This window comes from Lentzea sp., from assembly GCF_036380075.1.
Lineage (GTDB): Bacteria > Actinomycetota > Actinomycetes > Mycobacteriales > Pseudonocardiaceae > Lentzea.
In genome coordinates this window covers 35,131-53,223 of record NZ_DASVFL010000207.1, presented here as the reverse complement: position 1 = coordinate 53,223, position 18,093 = coordinate 35,131, and the positions used below count along the sequence as shown (strand labels likewise).

Sequence of the window (18,093 nt, the reverse complement as noted above, 5' to 3'; positions counted from 1 at the left end):
GACGATCGCCACCGCCGCGACCCCGAGCACCACCCACCGCGTCCAGCCGTGGAACGCCGTGTCGCGGGAGACCACGACGTACGCCCACACCGCCGTGACCGCCACCGACAACGGCAGCAGGAACCGCACGAAGCTCCTGGCACGCCAGAACATCACCAGCCCGGCCGCGCTGATCGCCGCGACCGCCGGGGCGAGCATCGTCGTGTAGTACGGGTGGAAGATGCCCTGGGCGAAGCTGAACACCACCGCCGTGACCAGCAGCCAGCTGCCCCACAGGAACCAGCCCGCGCGCTCGGCGGCATCGCCGGGCACCCCGCGGCGCCACCGCAGCACGCCCGCGACCGAGACGGCGACCAGCACGATCAGGCACAACGGCAGCAGCCACGAGATCTGCCCGCCGACAGCGGCGTCGAACATGCGCGTGGCACCGGGCTGACCGCCGAACATCGCGCCACCGCCGGGCCCGCCGCCGAACTCCATCCCGCCCGGCAGCTGTCCCGAAGGCATCTGCCCGCCTGGAACTTGCCCACCAGGAACCTGGCCGGGTGGCATCCGGCCCATCGACCCGCCACCGAGGTTGCCGCTCCCGCCGAACACCCGGCCGAGCCCGTTGTAGCCGATGATCAGGTCCCACGCGCCGCCGTCCGTGCTGCCCCCGATGTACGGCTTGGAGCCCGGCCAGAACGCGTGCAGCGCCACCCACCAGAACGACGACGCGACCAGCACCCCGCCGGCGGCGAGCAGGTCGAGGACCCGCCGCTTGACCGGCGCCGACGACCCCATCAGGTAGGCGAGGGCGAAGCCGGGCACCACGATCCACGCCTGCAGCATCTTGGTCAGGAACCCGCAGCCGACGAAGAAGGCGCACCACAGCAGCCACTTCGTCCGCGGCCTGCTCTCCGCGGACCTGACCGACCGCGTGAGGGCGTAGGCGGCCGCGACCAGCAGCAGCACCAGCAACGTGTCGGGGTTGTTGTCGCGGTTGATCGCCACCGTGATCGGGGTCAGGGCGAAGATCAACGCCGCGAGCAGCGCCACGTTCTCGTCCGCCCACAACCGGACGGTGCGGTGCAGCAGGAACACCGCCGCGACACCCTCGACGACCTGCGGCAGCAGCACGACCCAGCCGTGGAAACCGAAGATCCACACCGCGACCGCCTGCGGCCACAACGCCATCGGCGGCTTGTCGACCGTCACGACGCCGGCCGGGTCGAACGAGCCGAACAGGAAGTTGGTGAACGACGTCGACATCGACTTCGCGGCGGCCGAGTAGTACGAGTTGCCGATCTGCCCGGCGCCGATCGCCCACGTGTACAGCGCGCCGGCGAGGACGCAGATCGCGACGAGAACCCAGACGTGCCAACGGGACTGCTGTGCTCCGGCCGGTCGTCCGGCCGGAGCGGCCACTTCGGCAGTGGCGGTCATGCGGGGTCCTTTCGTTCGGCGCGGCGGAACACCCAGCTCCGCAGCAGGAAGAACCGCCCCACCGTGCCCAGGGCGGAAGAACCCAGCAGCACCACCAGTTCCAGCGTGCGGGGCGGGTCGGGGGAGACCGCGTGCAGCACGAGCAACGCGGCCGAGGTGAACGCGTAGTAGAGACCGAACACCACGAACCCTTGCAGGTGCGTCTTGCCGCGGGTGGTGTTGCGGGCCGTGAAGGTGAAGCGGCGGTTGGCCTCCGTGTTGAACAGGGTCGTGATCACCAGCGCCACCAGGTTGGCCGCCAGCACCGACCACCACAGCCGGAACACCCCGTACAGGGCCAGGTTCGCGAGCGTGGAGATCACACCGATCACCGCGAACGACAGCACCTGCCACGACAGCCCGCCCTCGCTGCGGCTCAGCACGGCGTCGGGGTGGATCGCCTTCGGTTCCGGCCGCCGCGGCAGGCCGGAGACCCGCGCGGTGCCGTTGGCCTTCGCTCTCGCCACCCGGACCAGCCCCTTGACGTCGTCGATCGCGGTGCCGACGACGTCGACCCGGCTGTCGACGTCCTCGATCCAGTCCACCGGCACCTCGTGCACCCGCAGGCCGTTGTGCTCGGCCAGCAGCAGGAGCTCGGTGTCGAAGAACCACGCCTCGTCACGAGCCTGCCCGAGCAACGGCCGGATGACGTCGGTGCGGGCGGCCTTGAAGCCGCACTGGGCGTCGCTGAACTTCGCGCCGTGCGTGAGCCGGATCAACGCGTTGTAGGCGCGCGAGACGATTTCCCGGCGCGGTCCGCGCACCGTCCGCGAGCCCGGTGCGAGCCGCGACCCGATCGCGAGGTCCGAGTGCCCGTTGAGCAGCGGCGCGACCAGCGGCAGCAGCCCGTCGAGGCCGGTGGAGAGGTCGACGTCCATGTAGACGACGACCGCGGCCTCGCTGGAGCCCCACGACTCCCGCAGCGCCAGCCCGCGGCCCTTGCGGTCGAGGTGGTGCACGCGCACCCGTTCGTACTTCTTCGCGAGGTCCCCGGCGACTTCCAGCGTCCGGTCGGTGCTGGCGTTGTCGACGACGACGATCGACCAGTCGAACGGGAACTGCTCGCTCAGGAACTCGTGCAGCACCTCGACGCAGCCGGGCAGGGCGCGTTCCTCGTTGTAGACGGGGATCATGATGTCGACTGTTCCCGTGGCCTGCGCGGTGATCACCGCCATGAGCTCTCCGTTCCACTGTGGACACCGAAGTGACCGTTGTGCAACCGAGCGTGCTGACGCCGTCGTGAGAACGTCCTTGGCCGGCGCTGAGAGATTCGTGAGAGCGGCGATGCACAGCTGGCTCACAGGCACCGGTTCTACCGTCATCGCCATGAGACTGCTCGTGGTGGACGACGACCCGGACGTGCGGGACAGTCTGCGGCGCAGTCTCGAGTTCGAGGGCTACGAGGTCACCACAGCCGCGGACGGTGCCGAGGCCCTGACCAGGCTCACCGGTGCTGACCTGGCCATTCTCGACCTGATGATGCCCGTTCTCGACGGTTCGGAGGCGTGCCGGCGGCTGCGTGCGGCGGGGGAGCGCCTGCCCGTGCTGATGCTCACCGCCCGCGACGCCCTGGGCGACCGGGTCACCGGCCTGGACGCCGGCGCCGACGACTACCTGGTCAAACCGTTCGCGCTGGAGGAGCTGCTGGCTCGCGTCCGCGCGCTGCTCAAGCAGAACCGCAACCGCCCGGTGCCGCGGCTCCTGGAGTTCGCCGACCTGCGGATGGACCCGGACGCGCGCGAGGTCGTGCGGGACGGCGAGCGGCTCGACCTCACGCCGACCGAGTTCGACCTGCTGGCCGTGTTCCTGGGCGACCCGGACCGGTTGCTGACCAAGAACCACCTCAAGCACGCGGTGTGGGGCAAGGACCCCGGTACGAACCTGCTCGAGGTGTACATCGGCTACCTGCGCCGCAAGACCGAGGCGGGCGGCCGGTCGCGCCTGCTGCACACCGTGCGGGGCATGGGTTTCATCCTGCGCGAGTCGCCGTGACGCGCCCGGTCCTGTTGCGCAGCAAGCTCGCGTTGATCACCGCGTTCGTCGTGGCGGTCGCGATCGCGGGCATCAGCGTCGTGACCTGGCTCGCGACCGAGCACAACCTGCGCTCGCAGCTCGACAAGTCGTTGCAGGCGAGCCTTCCGCCGCCGCGAATCAAGATCCGGTGCGACGCGAGCTTCCCGGCGGAGGGCCTTCGCCAGGTCCTGCAGGGCATCCAGACGCTGGGCCTCGACGGCCGCAGCTGCGCGCCACCCGGCGTCGACCCCGTCGTCACGTCGGCCGACGACTTCGTGACGACGCCGGCCTTCCGCAACGGCGTGACGGAGTCCGGTGCCGAGGCGCGGGTCCTGCTGCAACCGCTGGAGAACGGCGAGGTCCTGATCCTCAGCCGCAGTACCGCCGAGATCGACACCACCCTGGCCACCCTTGCCGGTGTCCTGGTGGGCGTGGCGGTCCTGGGCGCGGTGGTCGTCGCCGCGGGAGGCCTGTGGCTGACGCGCCGGGCGCTGGCCCCGATGGAACACCTCACCGAGACCGCCGAGCACATCGCCCGCACCGAGGACCTCACCACGCCGGTGACGGTCTCCGGCCGGGACGAGGTGGGGCGCCTGGGCCGTGCGTTCACGTCGATGACGGCGGCGCTGGCCGAGTCGCGACGCCGTCAGCGAGACCTGGTCAACGACGCCGCGCACGAGCTGCGCACACCGTTGACCTCGTTGCGCACCAACATCGACCTGCTGGTCCGCAGCGAGCGCACCGGCCGTCCGCTGCCCCAGCGCGGCGAGGTCCTCGACCGCCTCCAGGCCCAGAGCCAGGAGTTCAGCGACCTCGTCACCGAGCTCGTCGTGCTCGCCCGCGACGACCGCGAGCTGGCGCAGGACCCCGTCGACGTGCCCGCCGTCATCGACCGGGCCGTCAAACGAGCCCGCAGCCGTGCCCACGACCACGTCTTCGACGTCGACCACGCCGGCTGGTCGGTCACGGGCGACGCGGGCGCGTTGGAACGCAGCGTGCTCAACCTGCTCGACAACGCCGTGAAGTTCTCCCCGGCCAGCTCCACGATCACCGTCCGCTCCCGGCCGGGCTGGCTGACCGTCAGCGACGAGGGTCCCGGACTCCCGTTCGAGCACCGGCGGTCGGCGTTCGAACGGTTCTGGCGCGCGCCCGACGCCCGCCGCCTGCCCGGATCCGGCCTGGGACTGGCGATCGTCGCGGACGTCGTGCGGGTGCACGGCGGCACGGTGCGGTTCGTGCCCAGGCCGCGCGGCGCGTCCGTGTTCGTCCAGCTGCCCGAATCCCGTTGAGCAGCAGACGATCGGCGGTGGTTCACGGGGGCCGTCCTGCACCACGGTGGTGGGATGGACCGCAGACACCGGCGCCCTGCCCTGCTGATCACCGCGTTCCTCTCGGTCGCGATGGTCACCGCCGGCAACTCCGCCGCCGCCCCTTCCCCCGACCAGCAGCCGTCGAACCACTGGCAGTACGACCACTGGCCCCAGCAACAGCCGTGGCAGCAGTCGGGTGAGACCGCGCGCGTCTTCGCGCAGAACGGTTTCCCCGGCCCGATCGACCCGCAGAACTGGGTCAACCCCGACCACATGACGTGGGAGAAGGACTACAAGAAGATCCCCGGCACCAACTGGGCCGACCCGTCGGTCAAGGGCTCGGTGCGCACCTTCAAGGGCGCGCTGGTCCTGCTGGACTACCCGAACCAGCCGTTCGTCGTGACGCAGCCCGGCAACTCCACGGTGTTCGGCAACCCGAGCACCGAGGCGAGCAACGTCCCGCGGGCGCAGGTCGGGCAGTTCTACCAGGACTTCCTCAACAAGCCGGGCACCCTGAACCGCGGCCACACCGTGCACGAGTACTGGATGGAGACCTCCGGCGGGCGCTACGGCGTCGACCTGAAGGCGTTCGGCCCGTACACGATGCCGGGCAAGGACCACGAGTACGCCATGGAGTTCCAGGGCGGCACCGGATGTCCGGCCGGTGACAACTGCAACCGCAACATCCGCACCGACGGCCGTGCGGCCTGGGTCGCGGCCGTCGGCGCGGACGTGCCGGCGGGCTTCGACTTCACCTACTACCTGTCGGCGGGCCAGGACGAGTCCGGCACCTGGCAGGAGTTCGGGATGATGAAGTTCCGGGCCAAGGAGGACGTGACCGACGACTTCGGTCCGCCGGACCCGGCCCTGCCGAACTGGTCGGCCACGCGCTACGTCGACTGGACGTCGTGGGCGGCGGGCTCGGCGATCTGGCCGAACGCGGGCGGCGGCTCGTCCACCCAGGCCGAGAGCTCGGGCCAGGGCGTGTACGCGCACGAGCTGAGCCACATCCTCGGCATCGGCGACAACTACAACAACCCGTACGGCAGCCCACCGCGCCGTGACTACAGCGGCCCGTGGGACATGCTGTCGCGCGGCTCGTTCAACGGCCCCGGCGGCCCGCACTCGCGGTGGACGATCCCGGCGACCGGCGGCGCGTCGCTCGGCGCGCAGCAGACGTTCCGCAACCGGATCAAGCTCGGGATCGTGGACGAGCAGAACGTCCTGCGGCTCTCGCGCGAGGCGCTGGCCGGGTCCGGCACGGTCATCGCGAAGATCACCGCCCGCGAGGTCAACCCCGGCACGTCCGGCCTGACGGGCATCAACCTCGCGCTGGGCACCGGCGACAAGACGCCGTCGTGCAACGTCTCGACGAACCCGTTCTGCGACGGCGGCGGCTACAACAACTACACGCTCGAAGTCGTCGACCGCATGGGCGCCGACTCGTTCACCCCGGACTCGGGCGTGCTGCTGGCCAAGACGAAGAACGCCGACGCGGCGCCGTTCACGTGGGTGATCGACGCCAACCCGCAGGACATCGGCATGACCGACTACGTCCTGCCCGACGGCACCAGGGTCCCGATCACGATCGGCGACTACCGCCAGCTGTCCGACGCCCTGTTCCACGCGGGCACCGGCTCCGGCAGCGAGTTCGAGTTCGTCGACCAGGCCAACCGCCTGCACTTCTACGTGCTGGACCTGCAACGCGACTCGCGCGGCGTCCTGTCGTACACGGTCGCGGTCCGCTCGCTGGACGGCGCCGGCCCGCAGCAGCGCGGCGTGCGCGTCACGCCCACCGCCGCCCGTGCCGGTTCGGACGGCGTGGCGACGTGCCGCTTCCCGCTGACCAACACCGGCCGCGCCGCCACCCCCGGCTCGCAGCACCCGGAGCCCGTCGACCAGTACCTCGACGGCGACGTCTACCGCGTGACGGCGACGGCTTCCAACGGGTGGTCGGTGTCCGTGCCGAACGCGTTGGCCACGGCCAAGTTCGGCGCCCGCGTCGACGTGCCGGTGCACGCGTTGCGGGGCAGTGGGCAGGTCATGTCCAAGGTGACGCTGACCGCGGTGTCGGAGAGCAACCCGGCGAAGACCGCGACCGCCACCTGCACGGTGACCGGCTAGCGGTACCTGCTCCGGGCCGGTCTCGGCCGGCTCGGAGCACCTCTCCGCCGCTGTTGCTGTTGCTGCTGTTGCTGCGGAACTGGTCCGGACGTCAGCATCACGAAACAGGCCGACAGCAGGATCGCCCCGCACGCGAACCACGTCAGCGTCCTGACCGGCGAGACCGGCGCGGGCACGCCGATACCGAGCAACAGCAACAGCATCCCGAGCGCGTAGGTCACCCCGGCCGCGAACGTCCGGCCGTTCCCGTTGAGCAGCAACGGAAGCGCGGCGATCGCCGTCAGCACCGCGAACGCGAGCCACGTGTACGTCAGCCCCTGGTGCAGCGCGACCGTGATGTCGTGGCCCTTCTGCGCCCGGATGGCCTGCTCGGCCTCGTTCGAGGTGACGAGCCCGACGACCGCCCGTGTGGCGGCTATGGCAGCCGTGAGCAGCAGCGACGCACCCAGGATCGTGCGACCGCGCCGCACTGGATCGACTCGCTTCCTGGTGTCCACGAGCCCCAGTCTGTTGGCAGAGGCGCTCCGCGCTCCACCGCACACGCCAAGGTGCACTCAGTAGTGGTACGGAATGCGCGCCATCGGTTCGACCAGCTCGCGTTCCTCGTAGGACAGGTGCGACAGCAGCGTGTCGGTGAGCAGGTCGACGGCCTCCGCCACCTCCGCGATCCGCTTCGGCTCGGCGACCGTGCTGACCAGCGCGGCGTCCAGCCGTTCGAGCACCTCGTGGATCACCTGGTGCTCCTCGGTGAGCCGGTCGAGCACGGGCCCGAGCCGCGCGTCCCCCTGCCGCAGCTGCGGGTAGAGGCTGCGGTCCTCCAGCGTGTGGTGGATGGTGACGAGCCGGCAGTAGGTCTCGCAGTAGGCGCCCATCGTCCAGTTGTTCTGGCGCATGGTCATCGCGTTGATCTCGTCCCGCGCGTCACCGATGTCCGTGATGCCGTCCGCGACCTGCCGGACGACGTCGCGGATCTTCGTCAGCTCCTCGCGCAGGTGGTTGTGCACACCGACGAGCTGCCGGCTGTGCGCCCGCCCGGCCGCCGTGTAGACAGCGCTCTTCTCCGGCTTCGGACCGCGCGGGCGCTTCGACTCGTCCCACAAGGTCTCCGCGGAGAGCCGCTTCCCGTCGTCAGGCGTGGGCGTCACGCCCAGCGCTTTTGGGAGCGCCTCCCGCTCCTTCCGCACGAGCTCCCGCACGGCCGGCGCGACCTCCTCCGCGAACGCCCGCAGCTCGTCCTCGGTCTCGACCATGAGGATGAACCCGCTGATGCCGTGCTCGAGCGCCAGCCCGGCGAGCTGCTCGGCCGTGAAGCCGGGCGAGATGTTGTAGAGCCGCTTGACGTCCGCGGGCGCTCGTCCCGACTCGAGCGCCGCGTCGTCGATGATCGCGTTCATCGCCCCGAGCTGCTCCGGCGGCGCGTAGGGGCTCGACGGCAACCACCCGTCGGCGGCACGCCCGGTGAGCTGCAACATCCGCTTCTTGTACGCCCCAAGCCAAATCCCGACGTTGTGCGCCGGAAACGGCCCGGGTCGCGCCCCGCCGAGCGAGTAGTGCTCACCCTCGATCCGCGCTCCGCGGCCAGGCGTCCACAACGCCCGGATGACCGCGATGGCCTCCTCCAGGGCTTTCACCGACTCGGCAGGCGTCCTGCTCGGCCCGCCCATGGCCACGATGGCGTCCCAGAACGCCCCGGCCCCGAGCCCCAGCTCGACCCGCCCACCCGTGATGACGTCCAAACTCGCCACAGCGCGCGCCAGCACGGCAGGCGGCCGCAACGGCAGGTTGGCCACGTTGGGAAACACCCGGACGTTGGTCGTGCTGGCAGCGATGACCGCCAACGACGTCCACGTGTCGAGGTGCGTCGCGTTGTAGGGGTGGTCCTGGATGCTCACGAACTCCAGCCCCAGCACGTCAGCGGCCTTCGCCAGCCGAAGCGTGCTCTCGAACCGTTCGGCCGTCGGCGCCAGGAACACCCCGAACTCGACCGGGTGGCCATAATCTGTCATGCCGAAAGTATGCCACGCAGATGTTCTGCTCAACAGACGTTCTGTGGTGGCTATCATTGGCCGGGTGACGGCTCTGTCGGACGACTTCGGCTGGACCCTGGGCGTGGTCTTCCGCGCCTACGTCAAGGCCACCAACGCCGCCGTGGGCGACCTCCCCGGCGGCCACCGCGGCTACCAGATCCTCACCGCGTCGGTCCGCGACCAGCCGGAAAGCCAGTCCGCCCTGTGTCAGCAGCTGGGCATAGACCGCACGGTCATGACCTACCTGCTGGACGACCTGGAACGCGCCTCCCTGGTCGAGCGCCGTCCGGCCCCCACCGACCGCCGCACCCGCCTGGTCGTGGCGACTCCCGAGGGGCGGGCCCGGCTTCTTGAGCTGGACCAGCGCCTGGCGCACGCCGAGGCCCACGTCCTGTCCAGCCTGCCCGCCGACGACCGCTCGACGTTCAAGGCGCTGCTCTGCCGGTTGGCCGGGCACGTCAACGAGCTGGATCCGGTGCCGAGCGCTTGCGCGGTCGTGCAGGACATCGCCGCCGGCACGCCCTAGCCGAACGGCTTGCGCCCTTCTTCTCGGCTGCTAGCCGACGACCGCTCGAACCAACCCGGCGCTGCCGAAGATCAGCACCAGGGCGAGCAGTCCCCATCCGGCCCGTGCGCCGAGCAGCCCGGGACCGGGAGTCGCCTGGGATCGGGCTCGGGCGTTGAGCGCTTCGGCCCTCAGCACACAGGCCAGCGCGCCGAGCCAGAGCAGGAACACCAGCAGGAAGACCCAGTGGCCGAAGATCCCGCCCACGAGCAGCCCGATGAGGATCGGCGTGAACACGGCGATCCACAGAGTGCGGAACAGAAGCCCCCACCGGTGAGCACCTGCCACGTCCACCTCTTCTCGCTCGGTCGCCGAGCGGGTTGTGCGCGGCTCGGTTACCTTACGTGATCAACTGAACACCGTCAGGTCAAGGCAGGTGGGGTGCGATGTCGTTCAAGACTGATCCGGTGAGCATCGACAGCTTCGCGACCGTCCTCGAAGGACTCGTCGCCGACGTGACAGCCGCGAAGGGCTATCTCCACAAACATCTGTCCTACGACTACGGCGATGCGCGCATGTTCGCCAACATCGCCAACGCCAACAACGAGACGAAGGCCGCGGTCTCCGCCTCCCTCGACCGTCTGGCTGACGTCGTCGCGAAGTCCGCTCAGGAACTCCACAATTCCGCTCGGATGTACCGCGCCACCGACGACCGCGAAGAGCGGCGACTCGACGCCACCTATCCCGCCTAGTGACCGGGAGGTACCCGCGTGACCACACCGTCGTCGGCGCTGGTGGCGCCCACCAGCGAACAGATGATCCCGGAGACGTTCGACAAGATCCTCTCCTTCCCGGACTACTTCAGCCTCGGCCACTGGGTTCTCGTCGGTTGTGACGCGCTGTTCGGGGTGAACCCCGCGGAGTGGATCGCCGAGGAGATCGCCGGTGACTGGGAAGCCGTGGCCCGAGCCGGAAGCGCGTTGAAGAACCTGGGCAAGTTCAACGAGACCTTCGCGGCTGCTGTGACAGGTGGCTCCGACACGATGTTCAAGGCTTGGGAAGGTAACGCCGCCACCGCCGCCCATGCCTATTTCGACCAGTTGCCGGCCGCTCTCCGCGCGCAGATCAACGCGCTGAACAGCACCGGCCACCAGTTCGAACAGGCCGCGTTCGGCGTCTGGGGCGTGGCGAAGACGATCGTCAGCTCGCTGGAGCTGCTGCTCGACCTGGTGATCGCCTGGGCGATCGAGGCCGCAGCCACCGCCGCCTCGTCCTGGACGGTTGTCGGCGCCGTCGCGGGCGGGGCGGCGATGGTCGCCACCGCGGCCAAGGCGATTTCCGTGTGGGGCGACATCTGCAAGGCCCACGGCCTGGCCTGGACGATCTGCACCGGCGTCACCGGCACGATCGCCGGCTATCTCAGCCTGCTGCACGACATGAAGGACCACCCGCTGCCCAAGGGCGCCTACGACCACCCCGGAGCCTGAGATGACCAAGCCCTCACCGGAGCCGCTTCTCGACATCGCCCGCGGAGACGCGGCCCGCTCCCGAGTTCTCCGGGACTCGCTGGCGATCCTTCGAGACCGCTCGCCAGACCCGGCCTTCGGCAAGCTCGTGGACGACGTGCTGGCGGGCCGCCGCGGTCTGCGGGAAGCCGTCGCGAGCCCGCTCTTCGACCAAGCTCTCACGCCTGGGGTCAGGGAGGCGGCACAACGGTTCAAGGAGATGCCGGAAGAGGAGCGCGAACGTCTCGCCGCCGAAGGGGAACGCCGACTGAACCAGTTGCGAACGCGACTCGCCGAGCCCGAACCACCGGAAGACGACGACTTCGGCGACACGGGCTATCTACAGCCCGCGAGATGAGCTTCGAACGCTGCGTGTGAAGGTGCCAGGCGGCCCAGGTGCGACGGGATCGACCGCCTCACCTGCCGGCACGGCTACGCCGGGTTCTCCGCGACGGCGAGGTAGTCCGTGTAGATCTGCGGCGAACCCGAGAACGACGCGAGCTGCTTCCACTCCTCGTACATCTGCTTGGTGTCGCGGTGAGCGGCCGCGAACGTCGCGGCCTCGCCGGTCGCGATGTCGGGCTCCGGGTAGAAGACGTCCAGCGCGTCCAGGCTCGCTATCTCCATCATCATCACGTACTGGTCGAGGCGGTTGCCCCGCTCGCCCTTGAGCACGTGGAACCGCCAGTCCGGGTAGTCGTCGATCCGGTGGTGGTTCTCGGCGATGAAGCGGTCGAACACCTCCTCGGTCACGCCGGCGCGCAGCGCCAGGTTGTGGATGCCGATGACGCGGGCGACGGGCTTCTCTCCCGGGCGGTCGCGATAGCGGGGGCCGGGCGTGACCGTGCTCCGCGGGTTGTCGGCCAGTAGCCGGTAGTCGGTGAACAACGTCGGCAGCTCGCCGAACGTGCCCAGTCGCCGCCAGCGCGCAAGGACGGCCTCCGCCTCGGGGTGTCGCGCCCAGAACTCCTGGGCCAGCTCGGTCTGTTCGCCCCGCGCTGTGACGTAGCGGTCGCGCTGCTCGGCGCTCCCGATCTCGCACAACATCAGGTACTGCCCGGTCCGCTCGCCGCGCAACCCGCGCAGCAGGGTCCACCGCCACCCCGGGTACAGGGGCAGGTGAACGCCTTCGGCCCGCACAAAGGTCTCGAACTCCTCCGGCGTGACACCGGCCTCCGTGTCGATCGCGATGTACTGGAACGTGAACACCGACGAGCGTCCCATTGCGTCCAATCCTCGAGCCGGAAAAGGAAACGCGCGTCCGACGAGCACGAGCCCCTTCACCACATCGTGCCAGCTCCAGGGGTCGCACCAACATGGTCCGAGTGGTCACCTACGAGGGGTCCGGGGGCTCGCCCCCGGCTGGGGTCTGGGGGCTCGGCCCCCAGAAAACGCCCGAAGGCGACCCGGTTCGCGCACTCCGCGAACACAGATCGCCTTCGACTTCGGTGCCCCCGGCAGGATTCGAACCTGCGCTCCCGCCTCCGGAGGGCGGTGCTCTATCCCCTGAGCTACGGGGGCCGTAGCTACGAAGAAGATCCTAGCGCACTCCGCGAACCCTCATCGACACCCACCCCTCCAACCGCGCGAACGTGGTCTCCGTCACGACATCGGGTGAGAGGGAATAGGCCGGATTGCACTCATGCGCATATCGCTATATGTTCCGGAGCATGGGTCACGGCCATGGACACGGGGCGGCGTCGGCGAGCGGGCAGCACGCCGGCAAGTTGTGGGTCGCGTTCGGCATCGGCGCGGTCTTCATGGTGGTGGAGTTCGTAGTCGGGTTCGCCACATCGTCGCTCGCGTTGATCTCGGACGCCGCCCACATGCTCACCGACGTGCTGGGTGTCGGCATGGCGCTCGCCGCGATCATGGTCGCCCGCAAGGCGAAGGCGGGGAAGAACCGCACGTTCGGCTTCTACCGGGCCGAGGTGCTCGCCGCGCTGGCCAACGCCGTGCTGTTGTTCGGCGTGGCGGGATATGTCATCTACGAGGCCGTCGGGCGGTTCCAGGACCCGCCGCGGGTTCCGGGGTGGCCGGTGCTCATCGCCGCGAGCGCGGGTCTGGTCGCCAACCTCGTCAGCTTCAGCGTGCTCAAGGAAGGCGCGAAGGACAGCATCAACGTCCGGGGGGCCTACCTCGAGGTGCTGGCCGACCTCATCGGGTCTGTGGGCGTGCTGATCTCGGCGCTGGTCACCATCACGACGGGGTGGAAGTACGCCGACCCGATCATGGGTGTGCTGATCGGTGTCTGGGTGCTGCCGCGGACGTACGGGCTGGCCAAGAACGCCCTGCACATCCTGTTCCAGCACGCGCCGGAGCGGTTGGACGTGACGGAGATGCAGGCGGCCCTCGGGCAGATCGACGGGGTCACCGAGGCCCACGACCTGCACGTGTGGACGCTCACCAGCGGCATGGAGGTGGCCTCCGCGCACCTCACGACGTCCGAGAAGGCCGACCACGAGAACGTGCTCAAGGCGGCGCAGGCCCTGCTGGCCTCCAAGTACCACATCGAGCACGCGACCCTGCAGGTCGAGGGCGGCTCGTCAGCGCAGCGGTGCCGGGAGCTTTCCTGGTGATGCCGGGAGGTCGCGGAGGTCGTCCTTCGTGGACGGGGTTCCCGTTCGTGACGGAACGGTCTCGGTGCGAGGGTTCGGAACCGCTACCCAGACACGGCCTCGTTCGAACGGCACCACAACAGCCTCCCCGTCACCGCAGCATGAACCGCTGAATCTCATCGGAGTATGTCCGAAGCGGATAGCTCCTTTCAGGTGAATGAGAAAAGCCGCGCTCCGTGACGGAACGCGGCTTCTCCCTCAAGCGACCCTCAGTTGGGCGTTACAGCCCAGCGCACTGTCCTGCCTTCGGACCCTTCACGTCGTTCGCGAAGCCGTTGTTGACCGGCGCCGGCTCGTTGCCGGTGCAGGACAACGGGCCGCCGACCGTGGAGAACGCCACGACCGAGCTGGTCTTGTTCGACGTCAGCGAGACGGGACCGCTGACCGACGTGTTCTCCACCGCGACCTCGGCCGAGGAGCCGTTCACCGACACCGGACCGTTCACCTTGGTGCCGACCAGCACCACGGAGGACGCGTCCGAGGCCGAGATCGGGCCCTTGACCTCGCCGCCGAAGACGTACAGCGTGGCGCCCCGCGCGACCGTCACCGGGCCGCTGATGGTGGCGCCGTCCACATAGGTCACGCCCTTGACCTGCAACGGGCCGTTGACCGTGCCCGTCACCGTGGTGGCGGGTGCCGGCAGCGGCTTCGACAGCAGCTCGAACTCCGACAGCGCGACGTCACCGGAGAACTCCAGGCGGTAGAAGTTGTAGCGGCCCGGCGAGGCGATCTTGAACGACCGGGTGTACTGCTGCCACTGGAAGTTCTCGCCGGAGCGCTTGTCGACGGTCGCCCACGTCTTGCCGTCGTAGGAGCCCTTCAGCTCCCACGCCGACGGCGAGGTGCCCGTCTTGGCGTTCGTCAGCGTGTAGAACTCCGCCTTCTCCTTGGCGTCGGCCGCCTTGAAGTCGAACGAGCGGACCACCGCGGAGGTGCCGGAGTTGTTGTCCACCAGCGCCGCCGTCGACACGCCCGAGGACACGTCGCGCAACGGGGCCGGGACCGCGTCGCCCTTCGTGATCGAGTCGGGGACGTCGTTGACGCCCGTGCCCCACTTCGACGGGTTCGGGCCCATGTCGAAGTCGATCGTCGCGCCGGCCGCGAGCACGTCGTGCGGCAGCGACGTCTTGTTCCACGCCTTGCCGTTGACCTTCACGCCCTGCACGTAGATGTTCTTCGAGCTGTTCTTGGGCGCGTTGACGACGAGCTTTTTGCCGTTCTCGAGGGTGACGGTCGCCTTGGTGAACAGCGGCGAGCCGATCGCGTAGGCCGGCTTGCCCATCTGCAGCGGGTAGAAGCCCAGCGACGAGAACAGATACCAGGCCGACATCTCGCCGTTGTCCTCGTCGCCCGCGTAGCCCTGGCTCTCCTGCGAGCCCACGTACAAGCGCGACAGGATCTCCCGCACCTTCTCCTGGGTGCCGGAGGGCTTGCCCGCGTAGTTGTACATGTAGGCGATGTGGTGCGACGGCTGGTTGGAGTGGCCGTACTGGCCCATCCGCACGTCCCGCGCCTCGATCATCTCGTGGATCACGCCGCCGTAGCCGCCGGGGAACTTCGCGGTCTCCGGCAGGGTGAAGAACGAGTCGAGCTTCTGCGCCAGCTTCTCCCGCCCGCCGTACAGGTTCGCGAGACCCTGCCCGTCGTGCGGCACCGAGAACGCCATGTTCCAGCCGTTGGTCTCGGTGTAGTCGTAGCGCCAGTCCTGCGGGTTGTACTTCGCCGGGTCCTCGACGCGCCACGACCCGTCGACGTTGCGGCCCTGGAAGAACTCGATCCGCTTATCGAACGTCAGCACGTAGTTCTGGGCGCGGTTGAGGAAGTACTCGTACTCCTCGGCGTAGCGCTTCTCACCCGTCTTCTCGTGCAGCGCCTTCGCCATCGACGCGATGCCGAAGTCGTTGACGTAGCCCTCGATCGCCCACGACCACGCCTCGTCGAGCTGGTCGTTGCCGGTGTAGCCGAGGAAGACCGAGCGGTCCATGCCCTTGCGGCCGACCTGCTGGTTCGGCGGCACGACGGACGCGTTCTTGACCGCGGCGTCGTAGGCGGCCTTGATGTCGAAGTTCGTGACGCCCTTGAGGTAGGCGTCGGCGAACGCGACGTCGGAGCTCGTGCCGGTCATCAGGTTGGCGTAGCCGGGGGACGACCAGCGCGAGATCCAGCCGCCGTCCTTGTACTGCTGGACGAAGCCCTCGGCCATCTCGCCCGCCTGCGACGGGGTGAAGAAGCTGTAGGCGGGCCAGGTCGTGCGGTAGGTGTCCCAGAAGCCGTTGTTGACGTAGACCTTGCCGTCGACGATCTTCGCGCCGGTCTTCGTCGGCGTGTTCTCGCCGACCGCCGGCGCCACCGGGGACGCGTACTGGATCTTGTCGCCGACCTTCTCGAAGCCCGAGTTCGGGTAGAGGTAGAGCCGGTACATGTTGGAGTACAGCGTGATCAGCTGGTCCTCGGACGCACCCTCGACGGAGAGGATGCCGAGCACCTTGTCCCACGCGGCCTGCGCGCGGTCGCGCACCGACTCGAACGTGTCGGAGCCCTTGACCTCCTGCTCCAGGTTCGACTTCGCCTGGTCGACCGAGATCAGCGACGTCGCGATCCGCAGCTCGACGGTCTTCTCGCCGAACGAGAAGTAGCCGCCTGCGTTGTCGCGGCCCGCGCCGGTCAGCCGGCCGCTCGCCGTGACCGCCTTGTCGACCTTGCCGTAGACGAACAGGCGGGTCGCGCCGGTGGACAGGCCGCTCTTCACGTCCGAGTAGCCCGTGACGACGCCGTTCGCCGCGTCCAGGGTGAGGCCCGCGGAGTTGTTGACGTTGTCGAACACGAGGTTCTTCTGGCCGTCGTCGGTGAACGTGAACCGGAAGACCGCCGCGTGGTCGGTCGGCGCGATCTCGGTCTTCAGGCCGTTCTCGAAGGTCACGCCGTAGTAGTGCGCCTTCGCGACCTCGTTCTCGTGCTTGAACGGCAGCGCGCGCAGAGCGCGGTCCTGCGTCGGCGCGATGGTCGACGGCATGACCTGGAACGTCTGGCGGTCACCCATCCACGGGCTGGGCTCGTGGGACGCGGTGAACGCCTGCAGCGTCGGCAGGTTCTGCGCGTTGTTGCGCTGCTGGTACTCGTAGAGCCACGAGATCGAACCCGCGTTGGTCATCGGGGTCCAGAAGTTGAACCCGTGCGGTACCGCGGTCGCCGGGAAGTTGTTGCCCCGCGAGAAGGAACCGTTCGAGTTCGTGCCGCGCGTGGTCAGCACGTAGTCCGACGGCTTCGCGTACTGCTTGGTGACGACGTCGCCGATGCGGATGTCGTCGAACCAGGCGCCGAACTCCGTCGGGCCCTTCGGACCGTCGTAGGCGACCAGGACGCGCTTGATCGTCTTGCCGGCCGCGACGGCGCCGATCGTGGACGCCACCTTGTTCCACTGGTTCGTGTAGAGGAACTTGCCCGCGCCCTGGCCCTGCGGCGACAGCACGGCGCCGTGCTGGTCGACGGCCTTGAGGTCGCTCAGGTACGTGCCGTCGGAGAACGCCAGGTCCACCGACGAGTACGTGCTCGGGTAGTCCAGGTTGTCGGTCACGAAGTCCGGGAAGACCATGTACGACAGCTCGGTCTTGGCACCGACCTTCACGTCGACGTCGAAGACCTTGTTGTAGCTGTACGCGCGGCCGTCGGCCGTGTGGCGGCCCTGGGCGCGGAACGCCTTGACGCCCGTCCAGCCGACCCGCGACTTGGCCGTGTAGCCGCCCGTCGGGCCGTTGCCGACGACGCTGCGCATGTTCGGCGGCGGAGGCGTGGTGGTGCCGTCGGAGAGCTGGACCTCGGCGAGCTGCACGATGTTCGTGGAGCCGTTGTTCAGCGTCACGTCGAGCTTGTACTGCGAGAACGCCTGGGGCGTCGCGATGTCGTAGGTCTTGGTCTGGAAGCGCTCGGGGAACGTCTCGCCGGTCCGCGTGTCGACGACGGTCCAGTCCGTGCCGTTGTTCGAGCCCTGCAGCGTCCAGTTCTTCGGGTCGCGCTCGGGGGAGTCGTTGGCCGACGAGAGCGCGTACTTCCGGATGGTCTGCTGCTCGGCGAAGCGGAACGACGCCCAGCCGGTCGTGGCGAAGACCAGCCACTTGGTGTTGACGCTGCCGTCGACGAGGTTCTCCTTCACCTCGCCGCCGTCGGTGTTCTCACCGTTCGCCCTGACCTCGAGCACCTTGTCCGAGACGTTGCCCGGGATGCCGGAGCCGTCCGACCCGATCACGCCCGCCGACTTCGGCTTGCCGGCCGCGTCGGTCTCGACCGTGTTGGCCCAGGACGGTTGTGGTTGACCGTCCTCAAAGGACGAGGAAAAGCCCACGCCTTGCTCCTCTGGTGCGGCGGCCGCGTAGCCGTTGGTGACGCCGCACACCAGTGTCGCAGTGATCGCGACACCCAACAGAGTTCTGGTTCGTCTCTTCCCCAGTTGCCTCATCGCAACCCTTCCGCCGCCAGACCTGCCCCTTTGGGACGGAGCGTTTCTGCACGTGACATCGTTGTCAAGGGACA

Annotated in this window: 15 protein-coding genes and 1 tRNA gene; 8 read left to right on the top strand and 8 right to left on the bottom strand. The window is 68.9% G+C overall.

All coding sequences use genetic code 11. From position 1 onward, the window contains the following. Both VF330_RS22625 and VF330_RS22620 read right to left on the bottom strand, forming a co-directional pair. Nucleotides 1-1,425, bottom strand: a 1,425-nt coding sequence (locus VF330_RS22625; RefSeq protein ID WP_330853644.1) for an ArnT family glycosyltransferase, incomplete at its 3' end; no start/stop codon positions are given. Beyond that, the gene (locus VF330_RS22620; RefSeq protein ID WP_330853643.1) at nucleotides 1,422-2,639 is read right to left on the bottom strand and encodes a bifunctional glycosyltransferase family 2/GtrA family protein; all 1,218 of its coding nucleotides are present in this window, start codon (nucleotides 2,637-2,639) and stop codon (nucleotides 1,422-1,424) included. The genes VF330_RS22620 and VF330_RS22625, both read right to left, overlap by 4 nt. Before the next feature lie 151 nt (nucleotides 2,640-2,790). Here VF330_RS22620 and VF330_RS22615 point away from each other — a divergent pair, with 151 nt between their 5' ends. The 3 genes from VF330_RS22615 to VF330_RS22605 are packed head-to-tail and all read left to right on the top strand — an operon-like array spanning nucleotide 2,791 to nucleotide 6,911. Continuing rightward, nucleotides 2,791-3,456 carry a response regulator transcription factor gene (locus tag VF330_RS22615; protein ID WP_330853642.1) on the top strand — a complete coding sequence of 222 codons (666 nt, stop codon included), beginning with the start codon at nucleotides 2,791-2,793 and terminating at the stop codon, nucleotides 3,454-3,456. Beyond that, nucleotides 3,453-4,766: a HAMP domain-containing sensor histidine kinase gene (locus VF330_RS22610; RefSeq protein WP_330853641.1), complete on the top strand. Its 1,314-nt coding sequence runs from the start codon at nucleotides 3,453-3,455 to the stop codon at nucleotides 4,764-4,766. Before VF330_RS22615 ends, VF330_RS22610 begins: the two co-directional genes overlap by 4 nt. A 54-nt stretch (nucleotides 4,767-4,820) precedes the next feature. Next, on the top strand, nucleotides 4,821-6,911 hold the full coding sequence (locus VF330_RS22605) for a M6 family metalloprotease domain-containing protein (RefSeq protein ID WP_330853640.1): 2,091 nt from the start codon (nucleotides 4,821-4,823) through the stop codon (nucleotides 6,909-6,911). On the opposite strand, the gene VF330_RS22600 is transcribed toward VF330_RS22605, so the two are convergent. Both VF330_RS22600 and VF330_RS22595 read right to left on the bottom strand, forming a co-directional pair. Next, nucleotides 6,908-7,408: a hypothetical protein gene (locus tag VF330_RS22600; RefSeq protein ID WP_330853639.1), complete on the bottom strand. Its 501-nt coding sequence runs from the start codon at nucleotides 7,406-7,408 to the stop codon at nucleotides 6,908-6,910. The genes VF330_RS22605 and VF330_RS22600 overlap by 4 nt on opposite strands. Before the next feature lie 57 nt (nucleotides 7,409-7,465). Beyond that, the gene (locus VF330_RS22595) at nucleotides 7,466-8,917 is read right to left on the bottom strand and encodes an LLM class flavin-dependent oxidoreductase (RefSeq protein ID WP_330853638.1); all 1,452 of its coding nucleotides are present in this window, start codon (nucleotides 8,915-8,917) and stop codon (nucleotides 7,466-7,468) included. Between the two features lie 64 nt (nucleotides 8,918-8,981). On the opposite strand from VF330_RS22595, the gene VF330_RS22590 reads away from it, so the two are divergent. Continuing rightward, entirely contained in the window at nucleotides 8,982-9,464 is a 483-nt protein-coding gene (locus VF330_RS22590) for a MarR family winged helix-turn-helix transcriptional regulator (protein ID WP_330853637.1), read from the top strand. 30 nt (nucleotides 9,465-9,494) lie between these two features. Here VF330_RS22590 and VF330_RS22585 read toward each other — a convergent pair whose 3' ends face one another. Then, on the bottom strand, nucleotides 9,495-9,791 hold the full coding sequence (locus VF330_RS22585; RefSeq protein WP_330853636.1) for a hypothetical protein: 297 nt from the start codon (nucleotides 9,789-9,791) through the stop codon (nucleotides 9,495-9,497). Between the two features lie 98 nt (nucleotides 9,792-9,889). Between VF330_RS22585 and VF330_RS22580 the strand changes: the two genes are divergently transcribed. The 3 genes from VF330_RS22580 to VF330_RS22570 are packed head-to-tail and all read left to right on the top strand — an operon-like array spanning nucleotide 9,890 to nucleotide 11,306. Next, the gene (locus VF330_RS22580) at nucleotides 9,890-10,195 is read left to right on the top strand and encodes a hypothetical protein (protein ID WP_330853635.1); all 306 of its coding nucleotides are present in this window, start codon (nucleotides 9,890-9,892) and stop codon (nucleotides 10,193-10,195) included. A gap of 42 nt (nucleotides 10,196-10,237) precedes the next feature. Beyond that, nucleotides 10,238-10,930 carry a hypothetical protein gene (locus VF330_RS22575; RefSeq protein WP_330853634.1) on the top strand — a complete coding sequence of 231 codons (693 nt, stop codon included), beginning with the start codon at nucleotides 10,238-10,240 and terminating at the stop codon, nucleotides 10,928-10,930. 1 nt (nucleotide 10,931) lies between these two features. Next, nucleotides 10,932-11,306 (top strand): hypothetical protein, encoded by a 375-nt coding sequence (locus VF330_RS22570; protein ID WP_330853633.1) that lies wholly within the window; start codon nucleotides 10,932-10,934, stop codon nucleotides 11,304-11,306. Nucleotides 11,307-11,380: 74 nt separating this feature from the next. On the opposite strand, the gene VF330_RS22565 is transcribed toward VF330_RS22570, so the two are convergent. Both VF330_RS22565 and VF330_RS22560 read right to left on the bottom strand, forming a co-directional pair. Continuing rightward, on the bottom strand, nucleotides 11,381-12,172 hold the full coding sequence (locus VF330_RS22565) for a hypothetical protein (RefSeq protein WP_330853632.1): 792 nt from the start codon (nucleotides 12,170-12,172) through the stop codon (nucleotides 11,381-11,383). Nucleotides 12,173-12,397: 225 nt separating this feature from the next. After that, a tRNA-Arg gene (locus VF330_RS22560) sits at nucleotides 12,398-12,469 on the bottom strand. 149 nt (nucleotides 12,470-12,618) lie between these two features. Here VF330_RS22560 and VF330_RS22555 point away from each other — a divergent pair. Continuing rightward, nucleotides 12,619-13,527 carry a cation diffusion facilitator family transporter gene (locus VF330_RS22555; RefSeq protein ID WP_330853631.1) on the top strand — a complete coding sequence of 303 codons (909 nt, stop codon included), beginning with the start codon at nucleotides 12,619-12,621 and terminating at the stop codon, nucleotides 13,525-13,527. Nucleotides 13,528-13,786: 259 nt separating this feature from the next. Here VF330_RS22555 and VF330_RS22550 read toward each other — a convergent pair whose 3' ends face one another. Next, nucleotides 13,787-18,019, bottom strand: a complete 4,233-nt coding sequence (locus tag VF330_RS22550) for a GH92 family glycosyl hydrolase (RefSeq protein ID WP_414675427.1) — start codon at nucleotides 18,017-18,019, stop codon at nucleotides 13,787-13,789. Nucleotides 18,020-18,093 lie beyond the last annotated feature (74 nt).